Below are 21,234 nucleotides of genomic sequence, written 5' to 3' on the forward strand. Positions count from 1 at the left end.
CATCGTTTAACGCACATGCTATGAGAGATTCATGTTACAATAAATCACCTTATAGTATTTTCCGTTTTATGTTGATGTGATCTGTCTGGATTTTAGCATTGGATCGTATACGTTTACTGGGGGGCGCAGCGGTTTTTGCTTATTCGATTGCGATTACCGGCGCAGACTCACTCACCAAGCTCATCGCGCAAGAATATCCACCCGCACAGTTTTTTGCTTTGGCTGGATTTCTTGTCGCTGGTTTCAGTGTGGTGTCAGCTTGGTGCTGCTGCAAGCCTGGGGAGAGTGTCGCCCAAAAATTGTCTACGCGTCAGCCTAGGCTCATGGCTCTGCGCAGCGCGTTAGGTTTCTTGGCTTCCGTTTCGTTCTATTTCGGATTTCGTTTGTTGCCGTTGGCCGAGATGTTTTTGTTTATCGGTATGATGCCGCTGCTGGTGGCACTGCTGTCCGGTCCATTGCTGAAAGAGCCCGTACAGCCTTTTGTTTGGATCGCGCTGGTTGTGGGAAGCCTTGGAGTGACCTGCCTATTTTTTCAACAAAATACTATACTGGGTGTCGGTCACGTTTCTGCGATTTTAGGATGTGGGCTGGGAGCGGTTTCTTTGGTGGTTGCGCGGCGCATGACCAGAGAAGATCGTAGCTGTCTCGCGCAGGTGTTTTGGCCCAATCTTGCAGTAGGCTGTGGCATGTTGGTCGTGCTGCCTTTTGGATTTTTGCCCATGCCAATTGGCGATATCATTTGGGTGTGTGCATATGGTGCTGCAGTTTTCTGCGCACGTGTTTTATGCGTTGCGGCGCTGACGCTGCTTCCAGTTTTCGTTGTCACACCGCTTATGAACATTCAGTTTATCTGGGCATTGATCATTGGCGCTGTGGTTTTTGGCGATCCGATTACAGGGCAAGTTTTGCTTGGCGGGGTCCTCATTGTCGCCAGTGGGCTTGTGCTGATGTGGGATATTACCCCTGAATACAGAGAGCGCTACCCGTCTGCACAGTAGAGTCCACTGCCACCCTATGGAAACCAGCCGCTTACATCGAGAAGCTGGTGCCGCAGCCGCAGGAGCTGGTGGCGTTGGGATTGTTGATCACAAATCTTGCGCCGATCAGCTCTTCGGAGAAATCAATCACCGCATCTGCCAGAAACGGCAGGGAGACGCTGTCTACCAGAACTTTTTCGCCGCTGCCTTCTAAAACAAGGTCGTCCTCCTTGGGGGTGTCCAGCTTGATTTCATACTGAAAACCAGAACATCCGCCGCCTTCAACAGCCACGCGCAGGGCCTGGCCCTGATCGGCGGCACCGATTTCTGCGAGTCTTTCGAAGGCTCTTTCGGTCACTTTCGGCGGCAACTGCATGATTTTTTGTCCTATTCGCACGATTTGCCCGGTTCAAAGCAGGCGTAAAACCCAATATAGAAAAGCGAAGGACAGGCTACAAGGACCACGCACATGTATGCGCCCTATGCCTCAGATCCGGCACGTGCGCGGGGACGGCGCATTCCGGAGGAGGAGAGCAGCTTTCGATCGTGTTTTCAACGGGATCGGGACAGGATTATTCACGCAAGCGCCTTTCGGCGGCTTAAGCACAAGACTCAAGTTTTTGTGGAGCACGAGGGCGACTATTTCCGCACGCGACTGACTCATTCTATTGAGGTGGCGCAGGTGGCGCGCACGATTGCCGGGGCTTTGGGGCTCAATCAGGAGATCACTGAAGCCATCGCACTGGCGCATGATCTTGGTCACACGCCTTTTGGACATACGGGCGAAGATGCGCTTGATGCGCTGATGCAGCCTTACGGGGGCTTTGACCACAACGCCCAAGCGGTGCGGATCGTATCTTCGCTTGAGCGGCATTATGCAGAATTCGATGGGTTGAACCTGACGTGGGAAACCCTTGAAGGTATTGCCAAGCACAATGGTCCCGTTGTGGGGGATCTGCCTTATGCGCTGGCGGACTACAACGCGCTGCATGATCTTGAGCTGCACACCCATGCAAGTGCCGAGGCGCAGGTCGCGGCGTTGGCGGATGATGTAGCTTATAACAATCATGATCTGCATGATGGCCTGCGCGCTGGGCTTTTCACCGAAGAAGAAATCTGCGCTCTGCCGATTGTCGGGGATGCTTTTGCGGATGTGGATAAGGCTTATCCGGGGCTGGAGGCCATCCGACGACGGCATGAGGCGCTGCGCCGCGTGTTTGGGGTGATGGTCAGTGATGTGATCGCGACCTCTCGCGCGGCTTTGGAAGAGGTCGGTGTGCAGTCTGTGGAAGAGCTTCGTGCCTGCGGGCGGCCTGTGGTGCAGTTCTCCGCAGAACTGTGGGCTGACCTCAAAAAGATCCGCGCCTTTCTGTTCAGCCGGATGTACCGCGCGCCTTCGGTGGTGAAGATGCGCGAGGAGGTGACAGTTGTGGTCGAAGAGCTGTTCCCGCTGTATCTTAAGCAGCCTGACCTATTGCCCACGCGCTGGCATGATGATCTTCGACGATGTGGGGATGAGATAGCTGTGGCGCGTATGGTTTCGGATTACATTTCCGGTATGACGGATCGCTACGCACTCCAGCAACATGCGCGCCTTCTGGGCAAGTGACGTTGACGTGGCAGACTGTGGTGATAAACCACGCAGCAATCTGCCAAGACCAAAGACATGTATAGGACGGTCTGATGAACCTGTTTTCCGAAATCCGCGCGCTGGTGATTGACGCGCTGGAAGCGATGCAAGCCGAGGGCGCATTGCCCGAAGGGCTCGATTTTAAAAACGTAGCTGTAGAGCCGCCACGCGATGCGCTGCATGGTGACATGGCAACCAATGCTGCCATGGTGCTGGCGAAACCAGCCAAGATGAAGCCGCGCGACATTGCGGAAGTGCTGGCTGGCAAGTTGGCAGATGATGCGCGTGTTGACGTGGCCGAGGTGGCTGGTCCCGGCTTTTTGAACCTGCGCCTTGCGCCTGTGCTCTGGCAGAATGTTGTCAAAGCCGCGCTTGAAGGTGGTACGGATTTTGGGCGTTCCACCATGGGAGCGGGCAAGAAGGTCAATGTAGAGTATGTGTCTGCCAACCCAACCGGTCCCCTGCACGTTGGACACACCCGGGGTGCAGTGTTTGGCGATGCGCTGGCGAGCCTTCTGGATTTTGTCGGTTATGACGTGACCCGCGAATACTACATCAACGACGGCGGCGCGCAGGTCGATGTGCTCGCACGGTCTGTGTACCTGCGCTACCAAGAAGCCCATGGCCAGGAAGTGGCGTTTGAGGATGGCACTTATCCCGGTGACTACCTGATCCCGGTTGGCGAGGCGCTGAAAGAAAAGGTGGGCGACGCCTATCTCGACAAAGGCGAAGACGTTTGGCTTGCCGAAATTCGTGAGTATGCCACAGAAGCCATGATGGATCTGATCCGCGCTGACCTTAAGGCGCTGGGCGTGACCATGGACAAGTTTTACTCCGAAAAGTCGCTCTATGGCACAGGTCGGATCGAGAGCGCTTTGGCGGAGCTTGAGGGCAAAGGCCTGATCTACGAAGGCGTGCTGGAGCCACCAAAAGGCAAAAAGCCTGAAGACTGGGAGCCGCGCGAGCAAACCCTGTTCCGTTCCACCGATCATGGCGATGATGTCGACCGCCCGGTGAAGAAATCTGATGGCAGCTGGACCTATTTTGCGCCCGATATCGCCTATCACTATGACAAGGTGACCCGTGGCTTTGATGCGTTGATTGATGTTTTTGGTGCGGACCATGGCGGCTATGTGAAACGCATGAAGGCGGCGGTTTCTGCGCTGTCTGACGGTCAGGTGCCGCTGGATATTAAGCTTACTCAGCTTGTGAAGCTCTTCAAAAACGGTGAGCCGTTCAAAATGTCCAAGCGGGCAGGGACGTTCATCACCCTGCGTGACGTGGTGGATCAGGTGGGGCCAGATGTGACCCGCTTTGTGATGCTGACCCGCAAGAACGATGCGCCGCTGGATTTTGACTTTGATAAGGTGCTGGAGCAATCCAAGGACAATCCGGTGTTCTATGTGCAATATGCGCATGCGCGGGTGTGCTCGGTTCTAAAGAATGCGGCCTCAGCAGGGATCACAGCAGACGATGCCACTTTGGCTGGCGCTGATCTGAGCAAACTCGACCATGAGGCGGAGATTGGTGTGGCCAAGAAGATCGCCGAATGGCCACGTTTGGTTGAGATTGCGGGGCGCACAAATGAGCCACACCGCATCGCATTCTACCTGTACGAATTGGCGGGTGAGCTGCATGCGCTCTACTACAAAGGCAATGAAGACACTTCGCTGCGCTTTGTCCAGGAGGGCGAAGTGGCCACAAGCCAAGCAAAAATTGCGCTCGCACGCGCCGTGGCCGTTGTTATTTCCGCCGGTCTTGGTATTCTTGGCGTAACTCCGGCGCAAGAGATGCGCTAAAGCTGCACGTTCGTCGGGGTTGAGGACAAGGCAAGACGACCCCGGCGACACCGTATCGGATACGAGACCGCACGCGGGCAGTGAGGCGAACATGGCAGAACTTCCAATGGGTGCGCATGGCGTGCCCAAGGGCGACTCCCCGAATGCGGCCCTTTTGGTCAACCGTGCTGGTATGCTGATGTCGGTGGCATTGGTGGTCGGTGCGGGCGTCTGGGGTTACCAGATTCTTTCGCGAGATGTGAGTGGTGTGCCAGTCGTGCGGGCCTTGGAAGGCCCTATGCGTGTGCAACCAGACGACCCCGGTGGGCGTCAGGCTGGACATCAGGGGCTTATGGTCAATGAGGTTGCGGCTGATGGTGGGGCAGCTGGCCCTGCGGATCAGGTGATTGTTGCACCGCCACCCATTGCGTTGACAGAGCGCGATAGAGTTGCGCCGCCGGTTGCTTCACGCACTGCGCCTGCGGCCGAGCAAAAACCAACCCAACCGTCGTCTTTAATTGAAACTGATGCGCTGACCCTTGCCGCAGCTGGCCCCATCGTGGCGCCGGTTCCGTTGGATGTGAGCAAGCCTCTTTCCGTCACAGAATTGGCAGAACAGCTTGCCGCAGGCGCAACACCACTGAGTGGCGCAGAGGTCACAGACATCAATCCTACGGAAGTGTCGCTGACAGTGACAGAGACGGCTCCAGAGCCAGAAGTGGTGGAGACGCCTGAGATTCAAGGCGGCATCAAACGATCTTTGCGCCCAGTGTTGCGTCCCGCTGGTTTGTCAGCATCGCCTCGGCAGCAACAGATTGCAGCTATTGATGCTGCGGTTGGGAGTGTTCTGAAGTCTATTGACCCATCAGAAATTCCAGCCGGCACGCGGCTTGTGCAGCTTGGCGCTTATGAAACCGCAGAGATTGCTAGTGCGGAGTGGGCGCGGCTGCAAAGCCGGTTTGAGCCATATCTCGGTGATAAAACCCGTGTGATTCAAAAAGCCAGCAGTGGCGGCAGAGTGTTTTACCGTCTGCGCGCTATGGGCTTTGACAACGTGAGTGACGCGCGCCGCCTGTGCTCTGCTCTGAAGGCTGAGAATGCAGATTGCATCCCGGTGACAACCCGTTGAGCCGGTTTGGAGCGGTCATCTCTGGCTGTGAAGGTCTGCGTGTAACTGCAGAAGAAAAGGCGCTTTTCCGCGACACGAAGCCCTTTGGTTTCATTCTGTTTGCCCGCAATATCGAGAGCGCCGATCAGGTGCGCGCGCTTTGTGATGATCTGCGAGATTGTGTGGCGCATGATGCGCCGATCACCATTGATCAGGAAGGCGGGCGTGTGCAACGCCTGCGTGCGCCTTTGGCGACAGAGTGGCTGCCACCGTTGGATCAAGTTACACAGGCTGGCGTACATGCAGCACGTGCAATGTATGTGCGGTATCGCTTGATTGCGCACGAGTTGCGCAGCCTTGGGATCGACAGTGACTGCGCTCCGATGTTGGATGTTGCACGTCCCGAGACCCACAAGTTTCTGAAGAATCGCTGCTATAGCGATGACAGTCAGGCGGTGGCTGAGATTGGCCGCGCAGTGGCCAATGGTCTGATGGATGGCGGCGTGCTACCGATTGTGAAACACATGCCGGGCCATGGGCGCGCGTTTGTTGACAGCCATTTGGATTTGCCTCGTGTGACAGTTGAGCGGGCAGAGCTAGAGGCAGATTTTGCGCCGTTCCGAGCGCTCAATGATCTGCCGATGGGGATGACGGCACATATTGTGTTTGATGCAATCCACGATGCGCCTGCGACAACGTCTGCCAGAGTGATGCAGATGATCCGTGAGGACATCGGTTTTGGTGGTCTGATCATGACGGACGACATCGGAATGGAGGCCCTCAGCGGTACGGTTGCAGAGCGGTCTCGAGCGTCTCTGGCGGCTGGATGCGATGCTGTCCTGCACTGTAATGGCTCATTTGCGGCTCGTCAGGCCGTGGCTGAAGCCAGTGGAGAGATGACGGATGCGGCCCAAGCACGGGCTGAGGCGGTTTTGCAGATGACCCGCGCGCCACAACCGGTTGACATTGAAGCGCTTGCCGAGGAACTTAAAGCGTTCTGAGCGGGCAAGACGATGGCCGAAACTGACATTGATGACGTAGGTCCTGAAGACGCAGGAGAGATGACCGTTGCCGAACGCATGGCGGCGGAAGCTCTGATTGTGGATGTGGACGGGTTTGAGGGACCGCTCGACCTTTTGCTGACCTTGTCACGTACCCAGAAGGTAGATCTGCGCAAGATTTCGATTCTGGAGCTTGCACAGCAGTATCTGAATTTTGTGGAGCGGGCCAAGCGGTTGCGGCTGGAACTTGCAGCGGACTACCTGGTGATGGCGGCTTGGCTGGCCTTTCTGAAATCGCGGCTGTTGTTGCCCCCTGATCCGACAGAGGAAGGCCCGTCCGGCGAGGAACTGGCGGCGCACCTTGCGTTTCAGCTTGAACGCCTTCAGGCGATGCGGGATGCCGCCGCCAAACTGATGGCGCGTGACCGACTGGGACGCGATTTCTTTGCACGCGGTATCCCGGAGAGCGTCGAGCGGGTGCGCAAGGTGACGTTTACCGCCACGCTTCTGGATCTTATGCAGGGATACGCGCGGCTAAAGACCCGAGACGAGTTCCGACCATTTGTGATGGACCGAGAGTCCGTCTTTACGATGGAGGAGGCTTTGGAGCGGATGCGCGGTTTGATTGGATTTGCCGGTGCGTGGACGGATATTTTGAGCTATTTGCCCACCGGTTGGGAAAATGATCCCAAGAAGCGGCGTTCGGCCACCGCGGCGACCTTTGCGGCCTCTTTGGAACTGGCCAAAGAAGGAAAGGTGTTCATTCGGCAAAGCGACAACTTTGCGCCGATTGAGTTGCGCAGGAGAGATGGCCGGGATGAGTGAGACCGAAGAACATACCGCGGCGCCAAATGACGCGGCGGCGCAGGGTGAGAGCCTGTTTGAAGCGCCGCCAATTGCAGAACAGGAGCGTATGTGTGAGGCGATTTTGTTTGCGAGTGCCGCACCTGTGACTGTGAAAGAACTGAACGACCGCATGCCGCATGGCTGCGATGCTGCAGAAGCACTGGTGCATCTGCGTAAGCGTTATGAAGGGCGGGGGGTTCAGGTTGTAAGAGTTGGTGATGCCTGGGCGATGCGCACGGCGGCGGATCTCAGTTTTCTTATGCAGAAAGAAACGGTTGAGACACGAAAGCTGTCCCGTGCGGCGATCGAAACACTGGCGATCATTGCTTATCACCAACCTGTCACCCGTGCTGAAATCGAAGAGATCAGAGGGGTGAGTGTCAGCCGCGGAACGGTGGACCAACTCCTTGAGATGGAGTGGATTCGCTTTGGCCGCCGCAAGATGACACCGGGACGTCCGGTGACCTTTGTGGTTACGCAGGCGTTTCTGGACCACTTTGGTCTCTCAAGCGCACGAGACTTGCCTGGGTTGAAAGAGCTACGTGCCGCTGGGCTTTTGGAAAATCGCCCGCCGCCGGGCACCTTACCGTTGGGGGTGTCGGAGAGTGACGACGAAGAGGAAGCCACGACAGGGCAGTCAGAGTTGTTTGAGGACTAACACAATTCCGCCAACTGGTTTTGAGGGTCTTAAATTCGGCTTATTTTTCGCCTATGTTGGGCGCGAGGCATCAGGGAGCGTGTAACATGAACGCAAACCAACTTATCAATATGGTCATGCGACAGGTTGTTCGACGGCTTGTGAATGGCGGCATCAACGCCGGATTTAAAGCCATGTCCAATTCGCAGGGCAAGGCAAAGAACAATGCGTCTGCTGGTGGCAATGACGGGCAGGGGGCTCAGGTCAATCCTCAGGGGGCAAAACAAGCGAAACAAGCCATGCGCGCGATGCGCAAGATCAACAAATTCTGATCATGCGAGGGCAGCGACTGCGGCGGCCTATTTAGGCCGCTTTAAAGTGCTTGCTGAGTTTCAGACCTTGCCCTTGATAGTTGGAGGCAATCCCTGCGCCGTAGAGTTGGCTGGGCACGTCTGCCATACGCTCGTACACCAAACGTCCAACAACCTGACCATGTTCGAGCACGAACGGGGCTTCATGGCAGCGGACTTCCAGAACGCCGCGTGATCCTGTCCCTCCGGCCTTGGCATGGCCAAAGCCAGGGTCAAAGAACCCTGCGTAGTGTACGCGAAACTCTCCCACCATTGCCAAGAACGGCGCCATTTCTGCGGCATAAGCGGGCGGGATGTGCACGGCTTCGCGACTGACCAGAATGTAGAATGCGCCCGGATCAAGGATGATCTTCCCATCAGAGCTGTGCAGCTCTTCCCAATATTCCGCAGGATCATAGTGACCGATGTTTTCAAGATCAATCACACCCGTATGGGGCTTGGCGCGGTAACCCACCAAAGTGCCCTCTGCAGGCTTCAGGTCCACAGAGAAGCCAAGACCATCATCAATCACTGCTTCGCCATCCACCAGAGGGCTTCGGCCGTGCAACGTTCTTAGGTCGGCATCAGACAATAGGCTTTGGCCTGCGCGAAACCGAATCTGGTTGAGCCGCATCCCTGGGCGCACAAGAACCGAGAAACTGCGCGGGCAGATTTCTGCATAGAGCGGTCCGGCATAGCCAGCCGCAATGCGATCAAATTCGGTGCCACCGTCGGTGATTGTACGGGTGAGCAGATCCAATCGGCCAGTCGAACTCTTGGCGTTGGCAACTGCTTGCACAGTGTCTGGCAGTGCCAGTGTTTCCATGAGAGGCACGACATACACGCAGCCTTTTTCCAAGACAGCGCCTTCGGTGAGCTCAATGCGATGCATCTCAAACTCGTTAAGCCGCTCCGCTACGGTGCGTTCTTGCCCCGCAAGGAAAGAAGCGCGCACGCGATAAGCAACATGGCCCAGACGCAAGTCGAGCGACGCGGGTTGGACCTGGCCTTCGACAACCGGTTCTGACACGCGAATTTCTCCGTTTGTCAGCATGGTTTCAATGGTTTGGCTGGGCAATACGCCGGTCATTGTGGTCCTCCCGGAAATACAAAACGCCCGGGCCTTGCGGCACACGGGCGTTTGTGAATGGTCGGGCTAGCAGGACTCGAACCTGCGACCTTCCGTCCCCCAGACGGACGCGCTACCAGGCTGCGCCATAGCCCGACGATGGGCTTTTCATAACGGAATTGAGGGCGGGAGCAAGTCAAAAATCGCACCTTTTCGCACCCTCTCCTGATTAACTTGCCCGCGCCTGCAATGCTTCCAGTTTTGCAAGAAGTTCAGCTGCACGAGACTGATTCTGCGGCGCAATATGCACGTTCTGAGTGAACACGCGCAAAAACGCATCTTTGCTGTCTTCTTCTTCAGACATCTTGGCGGGGCCGGGGACCGCTGTTTTGGCGGTGGGGGGCGATGCAGGTGCCGACGGCGTGGCGGTTTCTTCAGGCGCGGTTTGTGCGGGAGTGCCAGACACGCCGCTGCTTGGCTTCACAACCTCTTGAGTGGGCGCTTCGGCACTTTGGCTCAGTGTCTGTTCTGAGTTTGATGCAGCACTTTCAAACCCAGACTGTAGAGATGCAACGGATCTGCCAGACGAGCGCAATGCGTCAGCCGGATCACTTGGGTGCTCAGCCGTGTTTGTGGGCGCTTCTTCTTGAGAGACGGGGGCTTCAGTCTGCAGGTTTGGAGCCGCGTCCTCTGACTTTTCAGTCAGTGTTGCAGCGGCAGGCAGGGCTTCTGCCTGTTCTGACGCAGGCTGCGCGTCCAGTGGTTCCTGCTCTTGAAGTGAGTCAAACAGATCGCCCGTGGGCGCGTTGTCTTGCTGCTGAGTGACGTCCTCTTGAACGGGCTCACTGCTTTCTGAGGCTGTGACTGCTTCGGTTTCGGGCGCCACATGAGGCTGCGCGTCTGAGCTCGAAACACTGCGGAAGAGTGGTGTACTGCCCTGACTATCCGCCGCAGAGTCTGCTTGTTCCGGTTCTTCAGAAGGCTGTTCATCGGCTGACGGAGGTAGGTCGTGTTGCGACTCGATCGGGGGCTGCTGCTCATCCTGTGGCGCATCATCCGCTTGAGACTCAACAGACGCAAATGTCGCTTCAGTTTGCGCAAAGCTTTCTGAGTCGTCTTCTGCATCTGGAGATGCATCTTCAGTCCCAGCAAGCGTCGGAGGTTGCTCCGTTTCGCCAGAGGCCTCGGTTGCATCTGCGTGGGGCTCTGCCGACTCGTGCTGAACCGTTTCTTCGATATCTGCGCCTTTGGCGTCTGGCGCGTCTTGGTCCACCGGTTGGGAGAGCGATGAGACGTGCTTCACGCCCATCTCGCGCAGCAATTTTTGCGCATCTTTGATCGGCATGCCGTCTTCGTGCAGCAGTTTCTTGATGCCGCCGAGCAGCTCCATATCCTGCGGACGATAGTACCGGCGTCCACCAGCGCGTTTCACCGGCTTTACCTGAGAGAACTTGCTTTCCCAGAATCTAAGAACATGGGTCTGCACACCCAGCCAATCCGCCACTTCGCTGATTGTGCGAAAGGCCTCCCGGGATTTCGCCATGGGACGTTACTCTCTTATTTTTTGTTGCCCGCCGCGACGCGGTCTTTCATCAGGTGAGATGGTCGGAACGTGAGCACTCGGCGTGGGTTGATAGGTACTTCTTCGCCGGTTTTGGGATTACGGCCAACGCGTGCCGCTTTTTCACGTACGCTGAAGGTGCCAAAGGACGAGATTTTGACTTGCTCGCCGCGCACCAAAGCATCTGACATGTGCGCGAGCACACTCTCGACAAGTTGCGAGGAATCATTTCGGGAAAGGCCCACTTCACGAAACACGGCTTCGCTCAGGTCCATCCGGGTCAATGTCTTGCCAGTCATAAGTCCCCCCTTTTTCCAAATCTCTCAAAACCATAGAGGTATGGGATTTTATAAGTCAATGACTTGGGCTGTGCCAGCCCCGTTTAACTTTGATATGCAACAAAGGTTTACGCGGTATTTCTACCAGCGCAGTGCGACGGATCCCCAAGCCAAACCGCCACCGATTGCTTCCGTGACAATGAGGTCGCCTGACTTGATTTTGCCTTCGGCCACGCCGACTGATAGCGCCAGAGGTATCGAGGCCGCAGATGTGTTGCCGTGGTCCTGTACTGTCACAATCACACGATCCATCGGGATGCCAAGTTTCTTGGCTGTGCCTTGAATAATGCGAATATTGGCCTGATGCGGCACAATCCATGCTACATCGTCGTGCCCTACGCCAATTTTATCGAGCGCGTTTTGGGCTGTGAAAGTCAGTTTTTCCACGGCCTGGCGGAAGAGGGCATTGCCCTGCATGCGCAGTTTGCCAGCCTCACCAGACGTAGAGACGCCGCCATCCACATAGAGCATGTCCCGGTACTGACCGTCTGAGTTGAGATCTGCGCTGAGAATACCGCGGTCAGAGGCTTCACCAGTGCCGTCTTGGGCTTCAAGGATAAGCGCACCTGCGCCATCACCAAACAGCACGCAAGTCGCGCGGTCAGTCCAATCCATGATCCGGCTGAAGGTTTCCGCGCCAATCACCATCACGCGTTTCGCCTGACCAGAAACGATCAGCGCATTGGCATTGGTGAGGGCAAAGACAAAACCAGCGCACACAGCCTGAACGTCAAACGCAAAGCCACGCGTCATGCCGATTTTTTGCTGCACCATGGTGGCGACTGAAGGAAAGGTGAGATCAGGGGTCGAAGTTGCCACTACAATGGCATCAAGATCGTTGGCTTCAAGCCCAGCACTCTTCAGTGCAGCTTTTGCCGCAAGGCTGCCCAAATCAGACGTTGTCTGATCGTCAGCTGCAAAATGGCGGCGCTCAATGCCCGAGCGCGTGCGAATCCATTCATCTGACGTATCAAGGGTTTTTTCAAACTCAGCGTTTGGAACGACCCGTTCCGGTAAGTAGTGGCCTACACCCAGAACCACGGCGCGCGTTGTCATTTTTGTGCCTTGCTAAGTTATTTTTAGTCGCTTGAGTTCTCGGCATCTTGCGGCAGGGAAACAGCAGATGCAACCCGCGCAGCAAGCTTTTCGGAAAAGCCGGACTGTGCCAGTTTAAATGCGAGCTTCACTGCTGAAGACACCCCTGTTGCGTCAGATGAGCCATGCGACTTTACGACGGTGCCATTGAGGCCAAGAAATACGCCACCGTTCACACGACGTGGATCGATGCGTTTGTTGAGGCGGTTGAGAGACGTATAGGCCATGAGCGCCGCGAGGCGCGACAGGGGCGAGTATTTAAACGCTTCGCGCAGCAAAGACCCGATCAGCCCTGCGGTGCCTTCGCCGGTTTTCAACGCCACGTTGCCAGTGAATCCGTCGGTCACGATCACGTCGGCCTTATCTGCGGGCAGGTCGTTTCCTTCGACGAAACCGACAAATTCATAGTTCGCGATTTCAGCGTTTCTGGCGATAAGATCATGAGCCAGTTTCAGCTCATTCCGGCCTTTGTGTTCTTCGGTGCCAACATTCAGCAGCCCGACACGAGGGCGCTGCAGCTCCATACCGTTGCGTGCATAGGAGGCGCCCATCAACGCGTACTGCAAAAGATCATGCTCATCTGCGCTGATGTCTGCGCCGGCGTCCAGCATGATATTGAAACCTTGCGGGGCACGCGAGGGCCAGAGCACCGCAATCGCGGGGCGGTCTACTCCGAGGATCTTGCGCAGGCGCACCACAGACAACATCATCAGCGCACCGGTGTTGCCGCAGCTCACCACGGCGTCTGCCTCGCCTGCACGCACTGATTCGATTGCAGACCACATCGAAGTGCTCTTGCCGCGACGGATCACGTCGCGTGGCTTATCTTCCATTGCGACAGTGCCTGACACATCGCGAATCTCTACACGTCCTTCCAGGTTACGTTTGCGCGCAACCAGTGGGCTCAACTCCGCTTCGGGACCGTGAAGAATAAATGCAATGTCGGGATTTTTGTTCGCAGAAAGCGAAATGCCGGCAACTACTGCTGCCGGCCCGCGATCGCCACCCATGGCGTCGACAGAGATCACCGTGCGCCCGCTGAAGGGGTTTGCTGATGTAGTCAAACCGGCCATAGGGGCGCAGATCCTGTTGTTTATGCTGCGTCTTCGTCCAGATCGACGTCGTCAGCCATCGCGATGACTTCGCGATCTGCATAGTGGCCACAGGAAGGACACACGTGGTGTGGGCGCTTCAGCTCACCACAATCTGGGCATTCGTTAGGATTCGCTGCAACCAGGGCGTCGTGTGCACGGCGGTTGTTGCGGCGCGATTTAGATACTTTGTTCTGCTGGACAGCCATGTCGCAACCTTTGATTTACTGGGGCAAGTTGCCCGATTTCCTGAGCGTTGTGAGCGTCTACGCAATATGCGCGGCTGAGTCCAACGCTAAATTCGAATGAGCGCGCGAAAATACTGCGATTTTCCCACAACGCAAGCCCTATTCGTCGTCTTTTGGTGCCAACTGATCGCGCAGGGCGGCCAGCCCGGCAAACGGACGCGCGTCTTCGTCTGTCATGGCCTTTTTGCCGGCTTCGGTAAAGACTGCTTCTTTCAGTGCAGCACCTTCAGAGCGCGGGAATAGCGGAATGTTAAGCGCCAGAGCTTCCTGCATCACCGCAAATACATCTATCGTCGCCCCCAAGGGTTCCGCATCGTCGTCCTCAGGCATCTCGATTTCTTCCTCGTCAGCCGCAAGCTCTGGCATTTTTGCAAGGAAACGACGCTCTACCACTTCATCAATTCGTGAGGTGACGGGTTCCAAAGTGACAACGCATGGCTGAACGACGGTTGCGCCAAGGTCGGCGATCAGCTCCCAATCACTCTTGCCGAAGGCGTGCAACTCCCCTTTGAAGGAGAGCTTCTTCAATCCTGTTAGGTCGAGCTCTTTGGCAATGGCTTCAAGTGTTTGCGCGTCTGGACGCAGTTCAAAAACCGTTGTGCGGTTTTGCGGGAGATCTGCCACGCGAAACGCGGTGGGGGTGGGCACTGTTTGTGACATGGTTTCTGACTTTGGTCTGGAGTGGGCCAGCGCGCTTACTTTCTTGAACAGCGCGCATTCCTTCTATAAGCGAGATAAAAGGCAAGTCGGGCCAACACAAGAGGACAAACATGAAGACGCGCAAGACGATGATCAAAGTCACGGTCATGGGGGCGTTGGTGTTGGCGCTGGCCTCATGTGCGACCCGATACAGAAATCATGGCTATGTGCCTTCTGCTGAAGAGCTGGCGTCGATCACCCTGGGTGTCGATACACGAGACACCATTGCAGACACGTTCGGCCCACCGTCGGCATCTGGCGTGTTAAATGACAGCGGGTATCTTTATGTGCGCAGTCGGGTGAAGCATTTCGGTCCACGGAGACCCGAGGTGGTTGATCGCCAAATCGTCGCGATTGGTTTTGATAACAACGGGATCGCGCGCAACATTGAGCAGTTTGCCCTAGAAGACGGTCAGGTGATTCCTCTGGCGCGCCGTATCACCGACAACAATATCGAGTCTGGCGGTCTGCTACGTCAATTGGGGCGCAACCTTGGCAACTTCTCGCCGATTGGCGCACCGGCACCAGGCAGCGGCGATTTCTGATTCCGGCGAGCGGCGTGTGCCTATGTCGGGTGTCATTTTCTCGCCATTCCTGTTTTGCTAGGGTCGGGGTGTCGACGAATTGACCTTAGGCGATGCGATGCTGAATTATGGCCATTACTGTGTCCGGAATGCTGTTTCAGCCAAAGACCTTGAGGCCGCTCAGCGCCTGCGGAGTCTCGCGTTTTTGGGGCATGCGGATGGCCGGGATCGTGATGATTTTGATGCACGTTGTACGCACTATCTTATCGAAGAGATGACAAGCGGCCGTTTGGTCTGCGTCTTCAGAATGTTACCTCTGAACGAGGGCCGTGACATTGCCGATTGTTACGCCGCTCAGTTTTATGAGCTCAGCGCTCTTGAGGCGTATCCAGGGCGTATGGTTGAAATGGGGCGGTTCTGTATACATCCAGACGTGCATGACCCGGATGTATTGCGCGCTGCATGGGCGGCGATGACGCGCTTTGTTGATGAAAACAAGGTGGATCTGCTATTTGGATGTGCGTCGTTCGTTGGCACCGACACACGAGACTATCTTGATAGTTTTGCGATGCTGCGTGACCGGCACCTTGCCCCTAAGTGCTGGTTGCCAAAAGTCAAAGCACCGAGCGTGTTTCAGTTTGCTTCTAAATTGGCCCGTCGTCCGAACCTAAAGGATGCTCAACGTCACATGCCACCCATGCTACGCAGCTACCTTATGATGGGGGGATGGGTCAGTGATCATGCGGTTGTTGATAAAAAAATGAATACATTGCACGTGTTTACAGGTGTTGAGATCCGTTCCATTCCCCCAGCCAGAAAGCGCTTGCTTCGTGCGCTGGCTGGATAAGTGCTTGCATGTAGACCGAGAGGTTGACGGGATTTGATTTGCGGGCTAGGCGCTTTCGCTATGGCACGTATACCTCTTTTGCAGATGAACGATATCTCGCTGACCTTTGGCGGAGATCCGGTTTTTGATCAGTTGAGCCTTGTGGTGCAGCCCGGTGATCGGGTGGCCTTGGTGGGGCGTAATGGATCAGGCAAATCCACCCTCATGAAGGTGATGGCGGGATTGGTCGAAGCAGATCGCGGAGAGATCGTTGTGCCGCCGGGAGTCAGCGTCGGGTACATGGAGCAAGACCCTGATATGAAAGGGTTTGCGACGCTTGGCGACTTTGCCTCAGCCAGCCTTGATCCCGGTGAAATGTATAAGGTTGAGCGGGCTGGTGAAGGGCTTAAGTTTGATCCCGCGCGCGCGGTGGAGACCGCCTCTGGCGGGGAGCGGCGGCGGGCGGCTTTGGCGCGGTTGATGGCGGAAGCGCCGGAGCTGATGCTGCTTGATGAGCCGACCAACCACCTTGATATTGAGGCGATTGCCTGGCTTGAAGCGGAGCTGAAAGCGACGCGGGCGGGCTATGTTTTGATCAGCCACGACCGTGCTTTCTTGCGTGCGCTTACGCGTGCAACCCTTTGGATTGACAGGGGAATGGTGCGGCGTCAGGAGAAAGGCTTTGAGGCGTTTGAGGCTTGGCGCGACAAGGTCTGGGAAGAAGAAGATATCCAGCGCCACAAAATGGATCGTAAGATCAAATCCGAAGCCCGTTGGGCGGTGGAAGGGATCAGTGCGCGGCGGAAGCGCAATCAGGGCCGTGTGCGGGCGCTGAAGGATCTGCGGGCGGAGCGGGCTTCTATGATCTCGCGGCAGGGTTCTGCGGCGATGGAACTTTCTGCGGCCCCTAAATCTGGCAAAAAGGTTATTGATGCCAAGGGGTTGTCGAAGGGTTTTGAGGCAAAGGCCATCGTCTCTGATTTCTCTCTGACGGTGCAGCGGGGCGATCGGGTGGCTTTTGTGGGGCCCAATGGTGTGGGCAAAACCACCCTGATCAAGATGCTGATGGGAGAGCTTGAGCCCGACGCTGGGACGGTCACTTTGGGCACCAATCTGCTGCCTGCGGTGTTCGATCAGGCGCGGGCGAAACTGGATCCGGAAATGACGCTCTGGGACAGCCTGACGGGTGATCCTGAGATGCGCGTTTCGGGCAAGGCGGATCAGGTGATGGTGCGCGGCAACCCCAAACATGTTGTTGGATACCTTAAAGAATTTCTGTTTGATGATCGCCAGGCCAGAGCACCGGTAAGGTCCCTTTCTGGGGGCGAGAAGGCGCGGTTGTTGTTGGCGAAATTGATGGCAAAGGAGAGCAATCTTCTGGTCATGGACGAGCCGACAAACGACCTTGATGTGGAGACGCTGGACCTTCTGCAGGAGCTGCTGGATGACTATGACGGCACCGTGCTTTTGGTCAGCCACGACCGCGATTTTCTCGACCGTGTGGCGACCACCACCATCGCGATGGAAGGCAATGGCCGCGCGGTGACTTACGCCGGGGGCTGGTCAGATTACCGCGCGCAGCGGCAGGAGGATGCGCCAAAAAAGGCAGAGAAAACAAAAGATAAAGCGGAGAAGGTGAAGCAGGAAAAGGCCCCCGCGGCGGGGCTGAGCTTTACCGAAAAACACCGCCTTGAGGCGCTGCCGGGGATCATGGAACGGCTGGAAGCCGAGATCGCGAAGCTGGAAGAATTCATGGCGGACCCGGAGCTTTTCACCAAGGAACCGGTCAAATTCCAGAAGGCGACAGAGGCGCTGGTGGAGCGTCAAACAGCGCTGGCTGAGGCCGAGGAAGAGTGGCTGACGCTGGAGGAAAAGGCCGAACGCAACACCTGAATCGCACGTCGGTATCGCGACTGTATTGCGGCGGTATCGCGGAGGTCTGCGATTTTTGAATATGTTGCGTTGGGACGTTGGGGTAGGGAGTTGGTGGAATTCGTTATTTTAAGTTATTTTGCGTTGCCATTAAGTTCCATGTGTTGGATTGACAGTTTCTCTTTCTGAGGACATTTTCGTCGAATTAACAACCAAGAGAAGATTAATGGCCAAGCGACACAAGAGCAGTCTGGTAACGGCGTCGTTTCACTACCTGATAAAGACGGCACACAATGAGAAAGATCCGGGAAATCCCCTTGAGGCACCTTTTACGCCTGCAGAGTTTCAACAGGTCGTAGATAGGATTTCCACGGAGCAGCCGCTGAACGAGAAAGATCCGGCTGTGGTTGAGAACATCAAGTCAGGCCGTGATTTGCCGTTTAGCGGCCACAGTGAAATTGAGACTGGTCTTCACTTTGGTAACTTTGATGGGGCGTATTATGGTCAGCAATACCGAAACAATGTCCATGGGGTGATCTCCGCCGAAAGTCTAAATCTAAGACCTTTCAACTACCTAATCACTCGGCTTAGAGACGGGCGTATTCTAGTTGGGGTCACATATCATGGCCAGTTTGGTGATTATGACGGTTTGCGTAGCTGTTTGACGCATCTACTTGGTGGAGGGAACTATCAAGTCACATCTCGTACCATCAAAAGCATCTCAGGAGAGTTGGGCAACGGCGTTCCAACGGAGATAAAGCTAATCTATAGAAAAGAAAGCGAGAGACCTGAGCAACGTAACGTATTTGGGCGTTCTGGCATTATTGCCATCAAAGGAACCGAGTACGGGGACGGCTTTGGTGAGGAAATAGGTAAATTAGCTCGAAACGTGCGTGGTAGTGTTGCGCAGCGGAAGCGAGTTTTAGCCGATATCGTAAATCAGGGGGAGCTCATAGAGCTCAATGAGCAAGATATTATAGGCTGTACAGCACTTGTGCGCGAACACGGTAGAACGCGGACCGTCTACTTTTTGGGTGAGAACAACTTTTCTACCAAGTTTGCTTTGAACGTAAGTGTTGACAAGAATGGAGTGCCTGACAGAGGGCAGATTCAAACAGAGATGATTAAGGCTATGCGTGACAAGATATTGCCTCTTTTGGCTTAAAATATGAAATTGTTCGAACTGGTCAAAGCTAACTACGCGACCTATCCGCGGTCCGAGATCAAGGCGCATATAGTGCGGCTTGCGGTATCTCTTCTTGTCGCTGTGCTACTGGCGGTGTTTTCCAGTGATGCTTCTGCGGCTTTTCCGATAATGGTTACCAGCATTACGATTTTGACTGGTTTCGCCTTTACAGCGCTTTTTTCGAACCATCTTTTGGCAGATGTAGGGCTTCCAAAAGCGTCCAATGAGTCTGATCGGCAAGATTTGATACGGTTAGAGAGATTAGCAAAAAACTTTAAGGCGCGGTCCTCCTACTTTATTCCGCTCTCCATAATTGAAGCGCTTCTTCTGATTGCCGCAGGCCTTAAATTTTCGTCTCCCCAAATTGTGTCAGATATTGCTCTTAAGATAGCTACATTGATTGGCGTAACTGCATTGCAGGGTTTTACTCAAGTTGTGTCTATAGCACCAACAGTGGTTGCAGAAGTTTTTCTCGTACTTGTGATGCTTGTGCTCTTTGAGTGTTTGTACACTTTCTATCGCCTCTCTGAGACCATTGTAGCCGTAGTTGAAGTGCGAACCGAATATCTGAAAGCATCTGAAAGCAAACGATAAATTAGAACATGGTTGATCACTATTACAAAGCCCCGACCTCTCGGTCGGGGCTTTCTCTATTCCATTCTGTCAGCCCAGATCAGGCCTTAAACAGACCCTCATAGGCAGGCTCGAGTGTCTCGGTCTCAAAAAGCGAGCTGACCGATGTGCCGGCGGCGGTGTTCATAATTGCTTGGGCAAACATCGGGGCGGTTGGCACGATGCGGATGTTTTCCGCGCCCAAGACTGCCTCGGTGGGGGCGATGCTGTCGGTGATCACGAGGGACTTCATCACAGAGTTGGTGATGCGCTCAATTGCTGGGCCGGAGAGCACGCCGTGGGAGATGTAGCTGTGCACCTCGGTGGCGCCATGCTCCAGCAGCACTTCGGCGGCTTTGCAGAGCGTGCCTGCGGTGTCGCAGATGTCATCGACGATGATACATTTCTTGCCTTCGACGTTGCCGATCACGGTCATCTCCGCGACTTCGCCGGGCTTTTCGCGGCGTTTGTCGACGATGGCGAGCGGGGCGTTGATGCGCTTGGCGAGCTCACGGGCGCGGGCCACACCGCCCACGTCAGGGGAGATCACCATGACGTCAGACAGCGTGTCTTTGAACTGGGCTTTGATATCCAGCGCAAAGATCGGAGAGGCGTAGAGGTTGTCCACCGGGATGTCGAAGAAGCCCTGAATCTGTGCGGCGTGCAGATCCATGGTGAGGATGCGCTCGATGCCGGCCTCAACCATCATATTGGCGACAAGTTTGGCGGTGATTGGGGTGCGTGCCTTGGTGCGGCGGTCCTGACGGGCATAGCCGAAATACGGGATCACAGCGGTGATGCGGCTGGCCGAGGAGCGGCGCAGGGCGTCGGCCATGATCAGCAGTTCCATCAGGTTGTCGTTGGCTGGATTGGACGTGGACTGGATGATGAACATGTCCTCGCCGCGCACGTTGTCATAGACTTCAACGAAGATTTCCGCATCGTTGAAGCGCTCGACACGCGCGTCGACCAGCTCTGTGGAGACACCACGGTGCATGGACATGCGCCGCGCGATGGCGGTGGCCAATGGCTTATTGGCATTGCCTGTGATCAGTTTGGGTTCAAGAATGGTGGCCATAGCGCGGAGGTCCCTAGGTGGCTTTGGTGACAGATTCGTGACGTTGCACTCCGCTTAACATGGCCCTAACGTCTCGCAAAGCGATGCAGATGGATAGTGAGGCGCAAATGACCACAATCACGTATTATTTCTCGACAATTTCTCCCTATACCTATCTGGCGGGCACGCGACTTGAGGAAGTGGCGGCCAAACATGGGGCGGAGATTGTCTATAAGCCGCTCGATATCATGGGGCTGTTCAGCCGCACGGGGGGCACCGCGCCCAAGGATCGGCATGTGAGCCGACAGGAGTATCGTGCGCAGGAGCTGGTGCGACAGGCCAAGAAGCTGGGCATGGCGTTCAATCTGAAACCGGCGCATTGGCCCACCAATATGGCGCCGTCCTCTTATGCGTTCATTGCTGCGCAGAACGCCGGTGGCGGGGATCTGGGCGCGTTGGCGCATGGGTTCACGCGCGCGTGCTGGGCCGAAGAGAAAGACATCGCGCAGGATGATGTCATCCGGGACTGCCTGAGTGCGGCGGGTTTTGATCCGGCGCTGGCCGACAGTGGGCTGCTGGTGGGCGCGGAAACCTATGCGCGCAATCTGGAGGAGGCGGTGGAGGCCGGGGCCTTTGGCGCGCCGTTTTACATCACCGACGATGGGGCGCGGTTCTGGGGGCAAGATCGGTTGGAAGATCTGGATCTGCATCTGGCGGGCAAGCTCTAAG

Annotated in this window: 23 protein-coding genes and 1 tRNA gene; 14 read left to right on the top strand and 10 right to left on the bottom strand. The window is 55.8% G+C overall.

The window, feature by feature from the left end:
* Positions 1–98 precede the first annotated feature (98 nt).
* On the top strand, positions 99–998 hold the full coding sequence (locus PJL69_RS01370) for a DMT family transporter (protein ID WP_271308059.1): 900 nt from the start codon (positions 99–101) through the stop codon (positions 996–998).
* 31 nt (positions 999–1,029) lie between these two features.
* Here the strand turns inward: PJL69_RS01370 and PJL69_RS01375 are convergent, their stop codons facing one another.
* Complete coding sequence (locus tag PJL69_RS01375; RefSeq protein ID WP_209097472.1) at positions 1,030–1,353, bottom strand: HesB/IscA family protein; 324 nt, start codon at positions 1,351–1,353, stop codon at positions 1,030–1,032.
* A gap of 93 nt (positions 1,354–1,446) precedes the next feature.
* Here PJL69_RS01375 and PJL69_RS01380 point away from each other — a divergent pair, with 93 nt between their 5' ends.
* From PJL69_RS01380 to PJL69_RS01410, 7 genes are all read left to right on the top strand, one after another.
* A complete protein-coding gene (locus PJL69_RS01380; protein WP_271308060.1) occupies positions 1,447–2,586 on the top strand; it encodes a deoxyguanosinetriphosphate triphosphohydrolase in 1,140 nt (379 codons plus the stop codon).
* A gap of 74 nt (positions 2,587–2,660) precedes the next feature.
* The gene (gene argS, locus PJL69_RS01385; protein WP_271308061.1) at positions 2,661–4,406 is read left to right on the top strand and encodes an arginine--tRNA ligase; all 1,746 of its coding nucleotides are present in this window, start codon (positions 2,661–2,663) and stop codon (positions 4,404–4,406) included.
* 91 nt (positions 4,407–4,497) lie between these two features.
* Entirely contained in the window at positions 4,498–5,514 is a 1,017-nt protein-coding gene (locus PJL69_RS01390) for an SPOR domain-containing protein (protein ID WP_271308062.1), read from the top strand.
* Positions 5,511–6,494, top strand: a complete 984-nt coding sequence (gene nagZ / locus PJL69_RS01395) for a beta-N-acetylhexosaminidase (protein WP_271308063.1) — start codon at positions 5,511–5,513, stop codon at positions 6,492–6,494. The genes PJL69_RS01390 and nagZ overlap by 4 nt, the downstream gene beginning before the upstream one ends.
* Before the next feature lie 12 nt (positions 6,495–6,506).
* Positions 6,507–7,319 carry a segregation and condensation protein A gene (locus PJL69_RS01400; protein WP_271308064.1) on the top strand — a complete coding sequence of 271 codons (813 nt, stop codon included), beginning with the start codon at positions 6,507–6,509 and terminating at the stop codon, positions 7,317–7,319.
* Positions 7,312–7,998 carry an SMC-Scp complex subunit ScpB gene (gene scpB / locus PJL69_RS01405; protein WP_271308065.1) on the top strand — a complete coding sequence of 229 codons (687 nt, stop codon included), beginning with the start codon at positions 7,312–7,314 and terminating at the stop codon, positions 7,996–7,998. Before PJL69_RS01400 ends, scpB begins: the two co-directional genes overlap by 8 nt.
* A gap of 86 nt (positions 7,999–8,084) precedes the next feature.
* Positions 8,085–8,309, top strand: coding sequence for a hypothetical protein (locus PJL69_RS01410; protein WP_271308066.1), 225 nt, complete (start codon positions 8,085–8,087; stop codon positions 8,307–8,309).
* Positions 8,310–8,340: 31 nt separating this feature from the next.
* Here PJL69_RS01410 and PJL69_RS01415 read toward each other — a convergent pair whose 3' ends face one another.
* The 8 genes from PJL69_RS01415 to PJL69_RS01450 all read right to left on the bottom strand — a co-directional run bounded on the left by PJL69_RS01415 (position 8,341) and on the right by PJL69_RS01450 (position 14,389).
* Complete coding sequence (locus PJL69_RS01415; RefSeq protein WP_271308067.1) at positions 8,341–9,417, bottom strand: 2'-deoxycytidine 5'-triphosphate deaminase; 1,077 nt, start codon at positions 9,415–9,417, stop codon at positions 8,341–8,343.
* 58 nt (positions 9,418–9,475) lie between these two features.
* Positions 9,476–9,552 (bottom strand) — tRNA-Pro (locus PJL69_RS01420).
* 73 nt (positions 9,553–9,625) lie between these two features.
* Entirely contained in the window at positions 9,626–10,939 is a 1,314-nt protein-coding gene (locus PJL69_RS01425; protein ID WP_271308068.1) for a MerR family transcriptional regulator, read from the bottom strand.
* Between the two features lie 14 nt (positions 10,940–10,953).
* The gene (gene ihfA / locus PJL69_RS01430) at positions 10,954–11,256 is read right to left on the bottom strand and encodes an integration host factor subunit alpha (RefSeq protein ID WP_209097463.1); all 303 of its coding nucleotides are present in this window, start codon (positions 11,254–11,256) and stop codon (positions 10,954–10,956) included.
* Positions 11,257–11,376: 120 nt separating this feature from the next.
* Positions 11,377–12,351, bottom strand: a complete 975-nt coding sequence (locus PJL69_RS01435) for a beta-ketoacyl-ACP synthase III (protein WP_209097462.1) — start codon at positions 12,349–12,351, stop codon at positions 11,377–11,379.
* A gap of 23 nt (positions 12,352–12,374) precedes the next feature.
* On the bottom strand, positions 12,375–13,463 hold the full coding sequence (plsX, locus tag PJL69_RS01440; RefSeq protein ID WP_209097461.1) for a phosphate acyltransferase PlsX: 1,089 nt from the start codon (positions 13,461–13,463) through the stop codon (positions 12,375–12,377).
* Positions 13,464–13,483: 20 nt separating this feature from the next.
* The gene (rpmF, locus tag PJL69_RS01445) at positions 13,484–13,690 is read right to left on the bottom strand and encodes a 50S ribosomal protein L32 (protein WP_209097460.1); all 207 of its coding nucleotides are present in this window, start codon (positions 13,688–13,690) and stop codon (positions 13,484–13,486) included.
* A gap of 138 nt (positions 13,691–13,828) precedes the next feature.
* Positions 13,829–14,389: a YceD family protein gene (locus PJL69_RS01450; RefSeq protein ID WP_271308069.1), complete on the bottom strand. Its 561-nt coding sequence runs from the start codon at positions 14,387–14,389 to the stop codon at positions 13,829–13,831.
* Between the two features lie 110 nt (positions 14,390–14,499).
* Between PJL69_RS01450 and PJL69_RS01455 the strand changes: the two genes are divergently transcribed.
* The 5 genes from PJL69_RS01455 (at position 14,500) to PJL69_RS01475 (ending at position 19,430) form a co-directional block, all read left to right on the top strand.
* On the top strand, positions 14,500–14,973 hold the full coding sequence (locus PJL69_RS01455) for an outer membrane protein assembly factor BamE (RefSeq protein WP_209097458.1): 474 nt from the start codon (positions 14,500–14,502) through the stop codon (positions 14,971–14,973).
* Between the two features lie 97 nt (positions 14,974–15,070).
* The gene (locus tag PJL69_RS01460; protein WP_271308070.1) at positions 15,071–15,799 is read left to right on the top strand and encodes a GNAT family N-acetyltransferase; all 729 of its coding nucleotides are present in this window, start codon (positions 15,071–15,073) and stop codon (positions 15,797–15,799) included.
* Between the two features lie 60 nt (positions 15,800–15,859).
* On the top strand, positions 15,860–17,671 hold the full coding sequence (locus tag PJL69_RS01465; RefSeq protein ID WP_271308071.1) for an ABC-F family ATP-binding cassette domain-containing protein: 1,812 nt from the start codon (positions 15,860–15,862) through the stop codon (positions 17,669–17,671).
* 205 nt (positions 17,672–17,876) lie between these two features.
* Positions 17,877–18,815: a hypothetical protein gene (locus tag PJL69_RS01470; RefSeq protein WP_271308072.1), complete on the top strand. Its 939-nt coding sequence runs from the start codon at positions 17,877–17,879 to the stop codon at positions 18,813–18,815.
* Positions 18,816–18,818: 3 nt separating this feature from the next.
* Positions 18,819–19,430, top strand: a complete 612-nt coding sequence (locus PJL69_RS01475) for a hypothetical protein (RefSeq protein ID WP_271308073.1) — start codon at positions 18,819–18,821, stop codon at positions 19,428–19,430.
* Between the two features lie 79 nt (positions 19,431–19,509).
* On the opposite strand, the gene PJL69_RS01480 is transcribed toward PJL69_RS01475, so the two are convergent.
* Positions 19,510–20,526, bottom strand: coding sequence for a ribose-phosphate pyrophosphokinase (locus PJL69_RS01480; RefSeq protein WP_271308074.1), 1,017 nt, complete (start codon positions 20,524–20,526; stop codon positions 19,510–19,512).
* Positions 20,527–20,633: 107 nt separating this feature from the next.
* On the opposite strand from PJL69_RS01480, the gene PJL69_RS01485 reads away from it, so the two are divergent.
* Positions 20,634–21,233 carry a 2-hydroxychromene-2-carboxylate isomerase gene (locus PJL69_RS01485; protein ID WP_271308075.1) on the top strand — a complete coding sequence of 200 codons (600 nt, stop codon included), beginning with the start codon at positions 20,634–20,636 and terminating at the stop codon, positions 21,231–21,233.
* Position 21,234: the final 1 nt, after the last annotated feature.

This window comes from Shimia sp. MMG029 (genome assembly GCF_027947445.1).
In the GTDB taxonomy this organism is placed as follows: Bacteria; Pseudomonadota; Alphaproteobacteria; order Rhodobacterales; family Rhodobacteraceae; genus Shimia.

What these genes read in the sequence shown, in the direction of transcription:
- PJL69_RS01375 (WP_209097472.1), bottom strand. Translation starts at nt 1,353, where the DNA reads ATGCAGTTGCCGCCGAAAGTGACCGAAAGAGCCTTCGAAAGACTCGCA.
- PJL69_RS01380 (WP_271308060.1), top strand. Translation starts at nt 1,447, where the DNA reads ATGTATGCGCCCTATGCCTCAGATCCGGCACGTGCGCGGGGACGGCGC.
- argS (WP_271308061.1), top strand. Translation starts at nt 2,661, where the DNA reads ATGAACCTGTTTTCCGAAATCCGCGCGCTGGTGATTGACGCGCTGGAA.
- PJL69_RS01390 (WP_271308062.1), top strand. Translation starts at nt 4,498, where the DNA reads ATGGCAGAACTTCCAATGGGTGCGCATGGCGTGCCCAAGGGCGACTCC.
- PJL69_RS01400 (WP_271308064.1), top strand. Translation starts at nt 6,507, where the DNA reads ATGGCCGAAACTGACATTGATGACGTAGGTCCTGAAGACGCAGGAGAG.
- scpB (WP_271308065.1), top strand. Translation starts at nt 7,312, where the DNA reads ATGAGTGAGACCGAAGAACATACCGCGGCGCCAAATGACGCGGCGGCG.
- PJL69_RS01410 (WP_271308066.1), top strand. Translation starts at nt 8,085, where the DNA reads ATGAACGCAAACCAACTTATCAATATGGTCATGCGACAGGTTGTTCGA.
- PJL69_RS01415 (WP_271308067.1), bottom strand. Translation starts at nt 9,417, where the DNA reads ATGACCGGCGTATTGCCCAGCCAAACCATTGAAACCATGCTGACAAAC.
- PJL69_RS01425 (WP_271308068.1), bottom strand. Translation starts at nt 10,939, where the DNA reads ATGGCGAAATCCCGGGAGGCCTTTCGCACAATCAGCGAAGTGGCGGAT.
- ihfA (WP_209097463.1), bottom strand. Translation starts at nt 11,256, where the DNA reads ATGACTGGCAAGACATTGACCCGGATGGACCTGAGCGAAGCCGTGTTT.
- PJL69_RS01435 (WP_209097462.1), bottom strand. Translation starts at nt 12,351, where the DNA reads ATGACAACGCGCGCCGTGGTTCTGGGTGTAGGCCACTACTTACCGGAA.
- plsX (WP_209097461.1), bottom strand. Translation starts at nt 13,463, where the DNA reads ATGGCCGGTTTGACTACATCAGCAAACCCCTTCAGCGGGCGCACGGTG.
- rpmF (WP_209097460.1), bottom strand. Translation starts at nt 13,690, where the DNA reads ATGGCTGTCCAGCAGAACAAAGTATCTAAATCGCGCCGCAACAACCGC.
- PJL69_RS01450 (WP_271308069.1), bottom strand. Translation starts at nt 14,389, where the DNA reads ATGTCACAAACAGTGCCCACCCCCACCGCGTTTCGCGTGGCAGATCTC.
- PJL69_RS01455 (WP_209097458.1), top strand. Translation starts at nt 14,500, where the DNA reads ATGAAGACGCGCAAGACGATGATCAAAGTCACGGTCATGGGGGCGTTG.
- PJL69_RS01460 (WP_271308070.1), top strand. Translation starts at nt 15,071, where the DNA reads ATGCTGAATTATGGCCATTACTGTGTCCGGAATGCTGTTTCAGCCAAA.
- PJL69_RS01465 (WP_271308071.1), top strand. Translation starts at nt 15,860, where the DNA reads ATGGCACGTATACCTCTTTTGCAGATGAACGATATCTCGCTGACCTTT.
- PJL69_RS01470 (WP_271308072.1), top strand. Translation starts at nt 17,877, where the DNA reads ATGGCCAAGCGACACAAGAGCAGTCTGGTAACGGCGTCGTTTCACTAC.
- PJL69_RS01475 (WP_271308073.1), top strand. Translation starts at nt 18,819, where the DNA reads ATGAAATTGTTCGAACTGGTCAAAGCTAACTACGCGACCTATCCGCGG.
- PJL69_RS01480 (WP_271308074.1), bottom strand. Translation starts at nt 20,526, where the DNA reads ATGGCCACCATTCTTGAACCCAAACTGATCACAGGCAATGCCAATAAG.
- PJL69_RS01485 (WP_271308075.1), top strand. Translation starts at nt 20,634, where the DNA reads ATGACCACAATCACGTATTATTTCTCGACAATTTCTCCCTATACCTAT.